The organism is Sphingopyxis sp., from assembly GCF_035565275.1.
Classification (GTDB): domain Bacteria; phylum Pseudomonadota; class Alphaproteobacteria; order Sphingomonadales; family Sphingomonadaceae; genus Sphingopyxis.
Window position 1 is genome coordinate 1 of sequence record NZ_DATMST010000089.1, and the last position, 12241, is coordinate 12241.

Below are 12241 nucleotides of genomic sequence, written 5' to 3' on the forward strand. Positions count from 1 at the left end.
CCCGCGGGGCGAGCCCGAACTGCGCGCCCGGATCGCCGCCCAGCTTGGCATCACGCGCGGCATCCGCTGCCATCCCGACCAGATTCTGCTGACGAGCGGCTACAAGAACGGCCTCAGCCTCACCCTGCTCGTGCTCGGAGCGCATGGACGCACCGCATGGGTCGAGGATCCCTGCTATCCGGTCGCCCGCGCCGCGCTCGAAATCGCCGGGCTGACCCCGGTTCCGGTGCCCATCGATGCCAAAGGCATCCGTGTCGACCTTGGCGTCCGTGCCGCGCCTGACGCCGCGCTCGCGATTGTCACCCCCGGCCAGCAGGCGCCGACCGGCGTCACCCTTTCGCCCGAACGCCGCGCGGCCCTGCTCACGTGGGCGGCGCGCGAGGACGCATGGGTGATCGAGGATGACTATCTCAGCGAATTGCAGCTTGGCGGGCGCGCCGCCCCCGCGATGGCGGCCGACGATCCGGCAGGCCGCGTGATCCACATCGGGACCTTCGGCAAGACGATCAGCCCCGCGCTGGGGCTGGGCTTCGTCGTCGCACCGCTCGCGCTGGCCGAGCGCTTCGGCGAGGTCGCAGGCTATCTCAATCCTGCGCCCAATGTGACGACCCAGCTCGCGCTGACCGACTTTCTGGCCGACGGGCATTTCCTGCGGCACCTGCGCCATATGAAATCGCTGTACCGCAAACGCCGCGACGCACTGCACGCCCGGCTCGATCCCGGCATCGCGGTCGACGCCTTCGCCGGGTTGGCGGTCACCGTCCACCTGCCGCGCGGGTACGACGATGTCGCCTTGGCGAAACGCGCTCCTGAACTTGGGATCGCCCCTGCACCGCTGTCGATCTGGCACAGCAAGCCCGCTGACGCACAGCCCGGGCTGGTGCTCTGCGTGACCAATCTGCGCAAACAGGCGCTCGACAAGGCGTGCGATGCGCTCGTCTCGCTGATCGACGACCGCGCGATGGCCGACACCTCCGCCAGGGCCGCATAAAGGGAGAAACAAGATGAAACTGATGCACGTCGATGCCAGTCCCAAGGGCAAAACCTCCGGTTCGCGCGCGCTGTCGCGTTATTTCGTCGACCAGCTCCGCGCGCAGCTTCCTTCGCTGTCGGTCGACTATCTCGATCTTGCCGCCGAGACGCCGCCGGCGATCACCGGGCTCTTCACCGCCGCGACCTATACGCCGGCTGCGGCGCGCACCGACGCGATGCGCGACGCGCTGACCGTGTCCGACGCCTTGTGCCGGCGCCTGCTCGCCGCCGACGCGCTGCTTTTCGCGATGCCGATGCACAACTGGACGATGCCCGCCGCGTTCAAGACCTTCGTCGACAGCATCGTGCGCGGCGGCGTCACCTACCAGGCGACCGGGGATGGACATTATGTCGGCATGCTCGGCGGACGGAAAACGCTGTTCGTCACGACGCGCGGGGTCGATCTTCGCCCGGGAACGCCGTTCGCCGCGATGGATGCGCTGACCCCCGCGCTGCGCGCAGCTTTCGGTTTCATCGGGGTCGCCGACCCGCAGTTCGTCGATGCGCAGCCGATGCAGTTCGCGAACGAGATCGAACATGCAGCGGCGCTTCGGCGTGCGAAGCACGAACTCGCCGCAGTCGCGCGATCATGGGCCGATGCCGACCGCCCCGCGCTGTCGAAGGCCGGTTAGGCGACGGTACAATCATATCGTCAGCGCTTGGGTCTGTTGCCGCACCGGCGCCGATCTAGGCTGCCCCGGTGTCTTTCAGAAAAAGGTGAGTACCCATGGACGCCGAAGTCTTTGACAATCGCGAACAACGCTCGTTCGAACTCGATCTGCCCGACGGCTCGACCGCGGCCGCCTTCTATCGTATCGACGAAGAGGGGCGGCTCGTCCTGATCCACACAGAGGTCCCGCCCGAATTCTGGGGGATGGGCATCGCGACGCAACTCGCGACCGGCGCCTTCCAGCTGATGCGGCAGACCGGCCGCAAGGCGGTTCTTCGCTGCCAGTTCATGGCGAATTTCTTCCGTCGGCATCCCGAATATGCCGACGTCGTCGCGGGTTGAGGCGCGGTGGCGATGATCGACGATCATGATCTGGGCCGCTTCGTCGCGGCGCAGGCGGATACCTATGCCGACGCGATCGACATCTTGCGGCGCGGGGCGATGTGCACGCCTTATATGGATTTCATCTTCCCGCGCCTCACACGCGAGGAGATGCCAAGCCCCTATGCGCTGGAGTCGCTCGACGAAGCCGCCGCCTATCTTGCCTCCCCCGCGCTCGGCAACCGGTACCGCGAGTGTGTCGAAACGCTGTTCCGGCTGGTCCGGACGACGGCGCGCGACGTGTTCGGCGACACGGATGCCGGAAAGCTCCACGCCTCGCTCACCCTGTTCGCCGAAGCATCGAACGAGGTGCTGCTGCGATCGGTCCTCGCGACCTGGTTCGACAACCGGGTCGACGAGGACACGATCGTCCGCATCAACCGCTATTGATCGCGCTAACCGCGCGCCGGATCGCCTTCGGTCGCCGGCAGGTCCCACCCCGCCTCGGTCGCTTCGAAACGCGAACCCGTTTCGAGCGTGCGATGGACGGGGCAGCGGTCGGCGACCGCGATCAGTTCAGCGTGCTGCACGGCGTCAATCGTCCCCTCGATTTCGACGCGGCGGCTGAAGAGGTCGGGCTTTTCGATCCCCGCCTCCTTCCGGTGCGTCACGCCGGTGCGGATCCGGTCGACCGCCCATCCCTTGCGATCGGCATAGAGGCGCAGCGTCATCGTCGTGCAGGCAGCGAGCGCAGCGGACAGGAGGTTGAACGGCGTCGGCCCGGAACCGAGACCGCCGACACTTTCGGGCTCGTCGGCAATGAACGCCGCCTTGCCCGCGCGCATTGCCAGCTGGAACTTGCCGAGCCGCGTTTCCTCGGCCTCGGCATCGAAGCGCGTCGCGGCGGTCGGCGGCGTACCGGGCAGATAGCGTCCTGCCCACGCGGTAATCATGTCAGCGGCGAAATCGGCATCGCGTGCGCCGCTCAACAGATGGTCGGCACCGTCGAGCGACACGAAACTCTTGGGATGTTTGGCGGCAAGGTAGATGCTCGTCACATTGTCGATCCCGACCACCTGGTCGATCGGCGAATGCATCAGCAACAGCGGCCGCTTCAGCGCCGCGAGGCGCGCGCCCTGATCCTGCTCGCGCAGGTTCTGGACGAACTCGCGGCGGACGGTGAAGGGGCGGTTTCCGATCGGCACAACCCCGCTTCCGTCCCGCTCGACCCTCGCCAACCCCTCGGGATCGAACTGGTGCAGCGCATGTTCGACGTCGAACGGTGCCGCGATCGTCGCAACCGCATGGATACCGGGCAGCGATCCCGCGGCCGCAACGACCGCAGCGCCGCCCAGACTATGCCCGACGAGCAGCATTGGCGGCATGCCGGCAGCGGTCATCGCGCCGGCCGCGTCGACGAGATCCTGCACATTGTGGCTGAAACCCGAGGCGCCGAAATCGCCTTCGCTGGCGCCGAGCCCGGTAAAGTCGAAGCGCAGGACGCCGATACCCGCACCCGCCAGCCGCCGCGAAATCCGCACTGCGGCAATATTGTCCTTCCCGCAGGTGAAGCAGTGCGCGAACAATGCCCAGGCACGCGTCGAGCCTACGGGAAATTCGAGCCGGCCCGACAGGCGGTCTCCCGACGAATTGACGAAATCGAAGGGGCGCGTAGGCATCGGGTTCTCCCGGCTGGTGGGACTGGTCAGCCCCGAAGGACGGCAAGGGTGCGCGAAATTACCGGCGTCGGCAACCGCGATCCGCGTCAGGCAAGACCCTCGGCCTTCAGCGTCGCCGCTACCGCCGGCCGCGCTTTCAGCCTTTCGTGGAGCGCCTGAAGTTCGGCGGGAACGTCGACGCCGAAGCGCCCGGCCCACAGCGTCGTGACGAACAGGTAGAAGTCCGCGACGCTCGGCGTATCGCCGAACAGATAATCACCGCGAAGCATGTCGGCGAGATAGCGCATCCGCGCGGTGATATAGGCACTCGCAACGGCCTTTTGCTCGGCGGTGCCCTGATGCCAGAAGGGCTTGAAGCTCTTGTGAATCTCGGTCGAGATATAGGCCAGCGCCTCGATCAATCGCGTGCGCCCGAGCGCACCTTCGACGCCGAATTGCGGATAGATGCCCGCGAGATAGTCGAGCACAGCAATATTCTCGGTCACCAGCTCGCCGTCGTCGAGGCGCAGCGCCGGGACATAGCCTTTGCGGGTCACACCGTTGAAATCCTTTCCGCTCGCGGTCATTTTGGTTCTGAGGTCGACGCTCTCGCTCTCGAACGGCACACCGGCTTCTTGAAGCGCGATATGGGCGGCGAGGCTGCACGCCCAAGGGCAATAATAGAGCTTCATCGATCGTCTCCTGACGGGGGAGCCGCCGGAACGCCGGTCTGTCGGCGTTCCGGCGGCCGGGGTCGGTGCCGGAACAACATGGTCGGGCGCTCCGGCACCCGGGGGGGCTTTATGCGGCGGCCGCGGCGGCCTGTTCGGCCGGATGCACGGCGCGAAGGCCGATCTGGACCTTGTTCCAGAAATTGATCGCCGCGATTGACGTGGTCAGATAGGCGATTTCCCTGTCGTCGAAATGCGCCTTCAACAGCTCGTAATCGGCGTCGGGGGCGCCGGTCTTCGCGACGCGGGTCAGCGACTCGGTCCAGTTCAGCGCTGCGCGTTCGCGATCGGTATAGAGCGGCGATTCACGCCATGCGTCGAGCAGGTGGATGCGCATGTTGCTTTCGCCATGCTTCGCCGCATCGGTGGCGTGCATGTAGATGCAGAAGGCGCAGCCGTTGATTTGCGACGCGCGCAGCTTCACCAGTTCGAGCAAGCTGTGCTCGATGCCCGAATTCTCGATCGCCGTTTCGACGGCGAGCATGGCCTTCATTGCGTCGGGGGCGGACTGGAAGATGTTCATGCGGGGGGTCATCATTCTCTCCTTTTTCGGCATTAAAGGGTGGGTGCTTCGCGGGTCCGCCGGGCATCACCGATGGCCCAGAAAGTCAGCAGTGCGCCGAGGATCGAAGGCAGGGTAACGGCGGGAAAATCGCGCGCCAGCGCCGAGGGACCGCAGATACCGACCGCGACCTCCCAGAAGTGGAACAGCGCGTGCCCGGCGAGCCACAGGGTCGCCGTCGCCCACAGCACGACCCGGTATTGCGGGCGAAAGCTGCCGACGAGGAAGGCCGTTCCCATGAACAGGAAGATCAGCCCGATATCGCGGATGAAATGCTGGTTGAACGGGCCGGTGGTGGTGACACCCGGCACCGCAAAATACCAGCCGGCGGGCGAATAGAGCATATAGAGCCCGTTGAGCAGGCCGCCCACGCCGAGCAGGATGGCGGTTCCAAGGCAAATCTTCTTCAACATGCGGGTTCTCCGGTCAAAGCGTCTGGGAAGCTCATTTCTTCGGCGGCGGCGGGACGTTGGCAAGCCACCAGTCGAAACGCGTCGAACCCAGCCTGGCGTCGGATCCCGGAATCAGCGAGTCATCCGCGAGCCGCAGGCCGAAGTAACGCGCGTCGGGATCGACGACCACGCGGCGCGTATCGCCGTCGAAGGCGAGTACCTTGGCAACAATCTCGTCGAGGTGGAATTTTTCGGGGCCGCCGATCTCGACGATCCGGTTCGCGGGCTCGGCGAGCGCGACCGCAACCACCGCATCGGCAACATCCTCGGCTGCCATCGGCTGGATATAGGCATGCGACAGGCGAACCTCGTCGCCGACGATCGCCGACTGACCGATGCCGCGAAGGAATTCCATGAACTGCGTCGCGTGCAGGATGGTGTGGGGGATCGAGCTGTCGCGGATCAGTTCTTCCTGCGCCGCCTTGGCGCGAAAGTAAGGCGCTTCCTGCATCTTTTCGGTGCCGACTACCGACAGCGCGATATGGTGGCGGACGCCTGCGGCCTTCTCGGCTTCGGCGACATTCCGTCCTGCGGTCCGGAAAAAGTCGATCGCGCTCTCATCGAACTGCGGCGAATTCGCGAGGTCGACGACGACTTCGGCGCCGCTGAGCGCCTCGGCAAGTCCCTCGCCGGTCAGCGTGTTGACGCCGGTGTTCGGCGCGGCGGCGATCGCCTGATGCCCCTGCCCGACAAGCTTGCTGACGACTTTCGAGCCGATGAGCCCGGTTCCGCCGATCACGACGATCTTCATGGGAATGCCTTTCCAATACCAGCGGCGCCGAATGCGTCCGATGGATGGAAAGCTAGCCCGGGCAGCGATGCGGGTGCAGGCCCGAGAGGTGTGAAAGCCACTGTACCATCGGCGGTCGCGCCCGGGACTTGGTACTATCGCCTTGCCATGTCTCGGGCCTTACCGGCGCCCGATTGCGCGGCTCTTATCGGATCAGCGAGACGGATCGCGCCGCCCCCTCCCCGCGGTCCGTCTCGACCGCCATACCGCATCGGCTGCGGACGCCTGTGGAGCCGTGTTAATCGGACGCGACAGGGATGATGAACGCAGGGATTTTTCCGGTTTCTCCCTGCGGCCAACGAATTGGCAGGCGAGCATCCCACCTGTCCGGCTCCCCTTTTTCCGGCCGCCCTGCGAGGCGGTCAGTGCTTAAGATACTGACTGGGGGGCACTCCAAACGCGCGGCGGAACATCGCCGCGAAGCCGCTGGGACTGTCGTACCCGACGTCATAGGTGACCTGCGTGATCGATGCACCGGCCGCGAGCATCGAGAGTGCTTCCATCAAACGCACCTGCTGCCGCCAGACGGCAAGCCCCATTCCGGTTTCCTGCTTGAAGGTGCGGGTAAAGGTTCGCCGTCCCATCGCCGCAAGCGCCGCCCAGTCGTCGATGTCGCGCGGATCGGACGGGTCGGCGAGGATTGCGTTGCACACGCGCAGCAGGCGCGGATTCGACGGCATCGACACCTGATAGGGCGCATTGGGCATGCGCCCGATCTCGTCGAGCAACAGGGTGATGATCCGCCCTTCGCGCCCGTCGACGTCGTAAAGCGCAGGAAAATCGACGACCTCGAGGATCAGCGACTTGACGAGGTTCGACACTTCGAACACCCGGCACGCCTGCCCCTGTTCCTCATCGCCGCACGGCAGGTAAAGCGTGCGAAGCGACACCGGACCACGGCACGCGACCTCGTGCTTCGTTCCCGCGGGCAACCATACGGCGCGCTGCGGCGGGATCACGAAGCTGGTTTCGGGCGTCCGCACCGACATCACCCCCGACGATGCGTACAGGATCTGCACATGCTCGTGGCTGTGCATCGGGTCGATGAAGCCGGCGGGATATTCATCCTGCAGCGCAATGACCGGACGGTCGTTTCGAAGAACGTCGACACTATGCTTCATGGCCCAATCCTCGCAAGCATCAGCCAATTGCGCAATATAGGCCGTACGCGCTGCTGACCAGCAGCGATGTTCCGGCTGGCCTGTCCGGTACGGTGATTGGCCCGAACGGGCGATAGGGGGCCATGTGCAAAAGCTATCAGACAATCAGAGAATGTTTCGAAAAGGATATGCCAATATGTCAAAGGGCCTGGAAGCCATGCAGGACGATATGGCCGACCCCGATATCCGCCGCTTCGTCGATGCGATCAACGCCGCCTATGTCGAGCATGGCGCCCCGGCCGGTGCCAGCATGGCGGTACGCCGCGAGATCGCCGAACGCGTCCGCAAACCCTGGCGCGACGGTGGCCCGATCATGGCATCGAGCACCGATATGGACATGGGAGGCATAAGGCTGAGGATCCACCGGCCGGTGGCCGACGAAAAGCTGCCGGTCCTGCTCTATATCCACGGCGGCGGCTGGATGCTGTTCAGCATCGACACGCACGACCGGCTGATGCGCGAATATGCCGCGCGCGCGGGTGTCGTGGTGGTCGGCATCGATTACAGCCTGTCGCCCGAAAGCAAGTTCCCCGTCGCGCTCGAGGAATGCGCCGCCGCGCTCGACTGGATCGTACAGCAGGCGGACGCGTTGAACCTCGATGGGGAGCATATCCTGATCGGCGGCGATTCCGCCGGCGCCAACCTGTCGGTTGCGACGTGCCTTTTGCAACGCCAGCGCGGCCGGCCGCTTCCCGACGCGATGCTGCTCAACTACGGCGCCTTCGCGCCCGAACGCCTGCCAAGCTACGCGCGCTTCGGCGCCGGCGACTATTCGCTGGAATCCGACGAAATGGATGCCTTCTGGGCCGCCTATACCGACAGTCCCGAACAGCTTGCCGATCCCCTTGTCGCCCCGCTGCTCGCCGACCTTGCCGGCCTGCCTCCCGCATTTCTGGCGATCGCGGAATGCGACATCCTCGCCGACTGCAATGATGCGTTCGCTCATAAACTGGCGGACGCGGGCGTGCCGACGCGCGCCGTCACCTATCGCGGCGCGACGCACAGCTTCCTCGAGGCGGTGTCGATCGCGCCGCTTGCGAACCGCGCGCTCGACGAGCAGGCCGCGTGGATCCGTGATATCGTGCAGGCATGACGAGCCTGTACGAACCGCGCGATTCTGCCGACATCGCCCGCCTGATCGCCGACTATCCGCTGGCCTGGCTGGTCTCGGGCCGGTTCAACGCCAGCCCGCTACCGCTGATCGCCGAATGTGACGCCAGCGGCGCAGTCGCCGCGCTGTTCGGCCATTGCGCGCTGCGCAATGCGCTCGTCGGCGATTTTCGCGCCGATCCGCGCGGGTTGATCCTGTTCAACGGGCCGGCGGCCTATGTCCCGACGAGCTTGCTTTCGAAACCCGACTGGGCGCCGACGTGGAACTATGCCGTGCTCCGCTTCACGGTCGAGGTCGAGTTCGTCGGGGACGAGACGCGCGAGGCGATCGAACGGCTCGTCGCGAAGATGGAAAGCGGCGTCTGGTCGACAGCCAGTCTTGGCGCGCGCTATGAAAAGATGCTCGACCAGATCATCGCCTTTCGCGCGCATGTCCGCACCGTCGAGCACAGCTTCAAGCTGGGACAGGATGAAAGCCCGCAGGGCTTTGCCGAGATCGTTTCGGGCCACCCCGACCGGGCGCTCGCGGCATGGATGGAAGGACAGGCCAAAAGGTGAAACTCTTCTTCGACGATCGCCAGACCGCCCATGCGCCGCTGCGCGAACTGCACAACGGCGACTGGGTGCCCTATGCCGAGAATATCGAACGCCCGCGCTCGATCGTCGAACAATTCACCGACTGGCGCCCGGTCCGCGACTTCGGCATGGCGCCGCTGCTCGCGGTGCACGACGCCGGTTATCTCGCCTTCCTCGAACGCGCGCATCGCGACTGGCTCGCGGCGGGGCGCAGCGGCGACGCGATCGGCTATACCTTTCCCGTCGTCCGCCGGCGGCCGCTCGGCTTCGGCCGCATCGACGCCGACCTCGGCGCGTACAGCTATGACGCCGGGACCCCGATCGCGGCCGGAACCTGGGAATCCGCCTATTGGTCGGCGCAATGCGCGCTGTCGGGGCTCGACGCGCTGGTGAACGGCGACGGACGCTCCGCCTTCGCGCTGTGCCGCCCGCCCGGCCACCACGCCGGGCGCGACTATATGGGCGGTTATTGCTATCTCAACAACGCCGCAATCGCGGCGCGCGAGGCGCAGCTTCACGGCGTCGGCCGCGTCGCGATCCTCGACATCGACTATCACCACGGCAACGGCACGCAGGACATCTTCTACGCCGATCCGGACGTTTTCTTTGCATCGATCCACGCCGACCCGCGCACCGACTATCCCTTTTACTGGGGGCATGCCGACGAAACGGGCGAAGGCGACGGCGAAGGCAGCACGCTCAACATCCCGCTCCCCCGCGGTACCGACGGCGCGAGCTATACCCCCGCGCTCGACCGCGCGCTTGCCGCGATCGCCGGCTGGGGGGCACAGCTTCTGGTCGTTTCGTTCGGCGCCGACACGCACAGCAGCGACCCGATTTCGAGCTTTGCGCTCGAACGCGAGGATTATGTCGAACTGGCGGGGCGCATCGATGCGCTCGGCGTGCCGACGCTGATCGCGATGGAAGGCGGCTATGCCGTCGGCGACCTCGGCCTCAACGTCGCAGCGTTTCTCTCGGGATTCCACGGGTAAAAGTCGGTTTTGGGGTGGGAAGCGGACATTGCCTCGCAAAACTGCAACAGCTATTATCCGGGAATGACAAGCCCCAGTCGTCGACAAGTTTTGGCAGTGCGTATAAGTGTGGCTCACCTCGTCGGCCTGTTGGTCGTCGGCTTCTACGGAACAGTGGGAACCTCGGGTGGCTTTGGGGCAGGAGCATTTTTCGGCACGTTTGGCGGTGCGATATTGTCGCTCCCTTGGATCGCCGCGGTTCTTGCTATCGTTTGGTTTAGGGCGAACGCTCTAGACCGATACATCATTCCGTTTTGTCTCTTAGGGCCTATCATTGTCTGCGGTAGTTGGTGGGCGATTGACGGCACTGGCTTGCTCGATACCGTCGCTTTGTCCTGTATCACGTCCAGTGCATGCGTGCTCGCCCTGACGTTGTTCGAACGGCGCAAAATGCTCGCTGACTGACTTCTGCAACCGGTCGAAACCGGCTGTTCCGATTGCAACCCGGACAAGAAACGCCCTTCGCAGGGGCACGCATCTAATTCTGGTTGCTGGTCGCGCTCACGGTGGCGACGACGGGCTTCGGCACCAGTACTTCGGCGGCGACGACACGCTTCGAGGCGCTCGACGCGATCGTCTTCTCGAGGGCGGCGACCTGCGGGCATTTGGCGTCGCAGACCCGCTGCGCCTCCGCGAGCTTTTCGCGCGCCAGTTCAAGCGCGCCCTTGTCGGCGAGCGCCTCGCCCTGCCCGGTCAGCGCGACGATGTCGTTGGGCTCGAGCACCAGCGCCTCGCGATAGAGGCCGATCGCCTTGCCGGGCAGGCCCTGCGCGCGCGCGACCTGTGCCAGCGCGATGATCGCCGAGCGATTGCGCGGATCGGCGGCGAGCGCCGATTCATAAAGGTCGATCGCCTGATCGAGCTCGCCGGCTTCCTGCGCCTTTTGCCCTTCGTGCTGGAGCGCGATCGAGCGGGGGAATATGTCGTTATCGGCGCGCTGCGCATCGGATGCTGTAGGCAGGCTGGCGAGGACAACTCCCGCCGCAAGAGCCAGAAAACCGACGCGCATCGCATTCTCCCATCGTTTCATTACGGGGGATGCTAACATGGTGCCGTGAGCCGTGCGAGGAAAAATCCGTCGCAGCCGTCGTGCGCCGGTGTCAGCAGGAAACCCGCCCCTGCGGCACGGCCGATGCCTTCCGGCAGAATGGCGACATCGGCCGTCCAGCCGGGATGCCGGTTCAGAAAATCGTCCACCTGTGCCCGCCCCTCGCGCGTGATGATCGAGCAGACAGCATAGAGAAGTTTGCCACCCGGCGCCACAAGATCGGCACCGATATCGATCAGTCTGGCCTGATCGGCGCGATGGCGTTCGAGCCGCGTCGGCGTCAGGCGCCAGCGCAGTTCGGGACTGCGCCGCCAGGTACCGCTGCCCGAACAGGGGGCATCGACGAACACGCGGTCGGCCTTGCCGTGCCGGTCGGCCAGCATCGCCGGTTCCTGACCGGGGTTGAGCAGCCGCGTCTCGATCCGCGTCGCGCCTGCACGCTCGGCGCGCGGCGGAAGCTGCTGGATCCGCGCGCGATTGGTATCGCAAGCGAGGATATCGGCGTCGTTGCCGGCAAGCGAGGCGATGGCGAGCGTCTTGCCCCCACCCCCGGCGCAAAGGTCGATAATCGATTGGCCGGGCGCGACATCGAGCGCCGCGGATGCATATTGACTCGCGGCGTCCTGCACTTCGAACGCGCCGTCGGCATAGGCGGGATGCTGCGCCGCGGCGGTTTCGGGCGGCAGGCGCCAGCCATCGGGGGCCCCTTCGATCGCTTCGCCGTCGGAGAAGAGCGCTGAAAGATCGTCGCGCGACGCCTTGATGCGATTGGCCCGCAGGTCGAGCGGCGCGCGGGCGAGCATCGCATCGCCCTCGCCTGCTTCGATCAGCGGATCGAAAAGATCGGTCAGGGCCTGCGCCGCAAGCCCGGTTTCGGCGCGCGCTTCGCCGGCTTCGATCGGTGCGGGGCCGTAAGGCGAGCCATCGAAAAGCTCCGACAGGCCGGGCTGTACGTCGGCGAGCGCAAGCATCGCGGCGCGGCCCGACACGGGCACCGAGCGCACGACGCGGATCGCGTCATAGACATGCGCACGGATCGCGCGGCGGTCCTTCGATCCCGCATAGCGGCGCGCGCGCATTGCTTCGGCGAAGATCGCGTC

15 protein-coding genes are annotated in these 12241 nt (G+C 65.6%); 7 read left to right on the forward strand and 8 right to left on the reverse strand.

Annotated features, from left to right (window positions below; translation table 11 throughout):
- The 4 genes from VN047_RS06725 to VN047_RS06740 form a co-directional block, all read left to right on the forward strand.
- Positions 1-991 (forward strand): PLP-dependent aminotransferase family protein (locus tag VN047_RS06725; protein ID WP_325541322.1); only part of this gene is annotated, 991 nt, incomplete at its 5' end.
- A gap of 13 nt (positions 992-1004) precedes the next feature.
- Positions 1005-1664: an FMN-dependent NADH-azoreductase gene (locus VN047_RS06730; RefSeq protein ID WP_325541324.1), complete on the forward strand. Its 660-nt coding sequence runs from the start codon at positions 1005-1007 to the stop codon at positions 1662-1664.
- A 95-nt stretch (positions 1665-1759) separates the two neighbouring features.
- A complete protein-coding gene (locus tag VN047_RS06735; protein ID WP_325541326.1) occupies positions 1760-2044 on the forward strand; it encodes a GNAT family N-acetyltransferase in 285 nt (94 codons plus the stop codon).
- Between the two features lie 12 nt (positions 2045-2056).
- The gene (locus VN047_RS06740) at positions 2057-2473 is read left to right on the forward strand and encodes a DUF1810 family protein (protein WP_325541328.1); all 417 of its coding nucleotides are present in this window, start codon (positions 2057-2059) and stop codon (positions 2471-2473) included.
- A gap of 5 nt (positions 2474-2478) precedes the next feature.
- Here the strand turns inward: VN047_RS06740 and VN047_RS06745 are convergent, their stop codons facing one another.
- The 6 genes from VN047_RS06745 to VN047_RS06770 all read right to left on the reverse strand — a co-directional run bounded on the left by VN047_RS06745 (position 2479) and on the right by VN047_RS06770 (position 7337).
- Positions 2479-3702 carry a bifunctional alpha/beta hydrolase/OsmC family protein gene (locus VN047_RS06745; RefSeq protein ID WP_325541330.1) on the reverse strand — a complete coding sequence of 408 codons (1224 nt, stop codon included), beginning with the start codon at positions 3700-3702 and terminating at the stop codon, positions 2479-2481.
- An 86-nt stretch (positions 3703-3788) separates the two neighbouring features.
- Entirely contained in the window at positions 3789-4373 is a 585-nt protein-coding gene (locus tag VN047_RS06750) for a glutathione S-transferase family protein (RefSeq protein ID WP_325541332.1), read from the reverse strand.
- Positions 4374-4482: 109 nt separating this feature from the next.
- Positions 4483-4950 carry a carboxymuconolactone decarboxylase family protein gene (locus VN047_RS06755; protein ID WP_325541334.1) on the reverse strand — a complete coding sequence of 156 codons (468 nt, stop codon included), beginning with the start codon at positions 4948-4950 and terminating at the stop codon, positions 4483-4485.
- Positions 4951-4967: 17 nt separating this feature from the next.
- A complete protein-coding gene (locus VN047_RS06760; RefSeq protein WP_325541336.1) occupies positions 4968-5387 on the reverse strand; it encodes a hypothetical protein in 420 nt (139 codons plus the stop codon).
- 31 nt (positions 5388-5418) lie between these two features.
- A complete protein-coding gene (locus VN047_RS06765; protein ID WP_325541338.1) occupies positions 5419-6177 on the reverse strand; it encodes an SDR family oxidoreductase in 759 nt (252 codons plus the stop codon).
- 401 nt (positions 6178-6578) lie between these two features.
- A complete protein-coding gene (locus tag VN047_RS06770; protein WP_325541340.1) occupies positions 6579-7337 on the reverse strand; it encodes a helix-turn-helix transcriptional regulator in 759 nt (252 codons plus the stop codon).
- 175 nt (positions 7338-7512) lie between these two features.
- Here VN047_RS06770 and VN047_RS06775 point away from each other — a divergent pair, with 175 nt between their 5' ends.
- Genes VN047_RS06775 through VN047_RS06785 form a run of 3 tightly spaced genes read left to right on the forward strand, consistent with a single transcriptional unit; the run spans position 7513 to position 10054 of the window.
- Positions 7513-8469: an alpha/beta hydrolase gene (locus tag VN047_RS06775; RefSeq protein ID WP_325541342.1), complete on the forward strand. Its 957-nt coding sequence runs from the start codon at positions 7513-7515 to the stop codon at positions 8467-8469.
- Complete coding sequence (locus tag VN047_RS06780) at positions 8466-9044, forward strand: FMN-binding negative transcriptional regulator (RefSeq protein ID WP_325541344.1); 579 nt, start codon at positions 8466-8468, stop codon at positions 9042-9044. Before VN047_RS06775 ends, VN047_RS06780 begins: the two co-directional genes overlap by 4 nt.
- Positions 9041-10054, forward strand: coding sequence for a histone deacetylase family protein (locus VN047_RS06785; RefSeq protein ID WP_325541346.1), 1014 nt, complete (start codon positions 9041-9043; stop codon positions 10052-10054). Before VN047_RS06780 ends, VN047_RS06785 begins: the two co-directional genes overlap by 4 nt.
- Positions 10055-10571: 517 nt before the next feature.
- Here the strand turns inward: VN047_RS06785 and VN047_RS06790 are convergent.
- Entirely contained in the window at positions 10572-11123 is a 552-nt protein-coding gene (locus VN047_RS06790; RefSeq protein ID WP_325541348.1) for a tetratricopeptide repeat protein, read from the reverse strand.
- 11 nt (positions 11124-11134) lie between these two features.
- Positions 11135-12241 (reverse strand): RsmB/NOP family class I SAM-dependent RNA methyltransferase (locus VN047_RS06795; protein ID WP_325541350.1); only part of this gene is annotated, 1107 nt, incomplete at its 5' end.

Bases quoted from the DNA above. Each gene is read 5' to 3' on its own strand.
- VN047_RS06730 (WP_325541324.1), top strand. From the start codon at position 1,005: ATGAAACTGATGCACGTCGATGCCAGTCCCAAGGGCAAAACCTCCGGT.
- VN047_RS06735 (WP_325541326.1), top strand. From the start codon at position 1,760: ATGGACGCCGAAGTCTTTGACAATCGCGAACAACGCTCGTTCGAACTC.
- VN047_RS06740 (WP_325541328.1), top strand. From the start codon at position 2,057: ATGATCGACGATCATGATCTGGGCCGCTTCGTCGCGGCGCAGGCGGAT.
- VN047_RS06745 (WP_325541330.1), bottom strand. From the start codon at position 3,702: ATGCCTACGCGCCCCTTCGATTTCGTCAATTCGTCGGGAGACCGCCTG.
- VN047_RS06750 (WP_325541332.1), bottom strand. From the start codon at position 4,373: ATGAAGCTCTATTATTGCCCTTGGGCGTGCAGCCTCGCCGCCCATATC.
- VN047_RS06755 (WP_325541334.1), bottom strand. From the start codon at position 4,950: ATGATGACCCCCCGCATGAACATCTTCCAGTCCGCCCCCGACGCAATG.
- VN047_RS06760 (WP_325541336.1), bottom strand. From the start codon at position 5,387: ATGTTGAAGAAGATTTGCCTTGGAACCGCCATCCTGCTCGGCGTGGGC.
- VN047_RS06765 (WP_325541338.1), bottom strand. From the start codon at position 6,177: ATGAAGATCGTCGTGATCGGCGGAACCGGGCTCATCGGCTCGAAAGTC.
- VN047_RS06770 (WP_325541340.1), bottom strand. From the start codon at position 7,337: ATGAAGCATAGTGTCGACGTTCTTCGAAACGACCGTCCGGTCATTGCG.
- VN047_RS06775 (WP_325541342.1), top strand. From the start codon at position 7,513: ATGTCAAAGGGCCTGGAAGCCATGCAGGACGATATGGCCGACCCCGAT.
- VN047_RS06780 (WP_325541344.1), top strand. From the start codon at position 8,466: ATGACGAGCCTGTACGAACCGCGCGATTCTGCCGACATCGCCCGCCTG.
- VN047_RS06790 (WP_325541348.1), bottom strand. From the start codon at position 11,123: ATGAAACGATGGGAGAATGCGATGCGCGTCGGTTTTCTGGCTCTTGCG.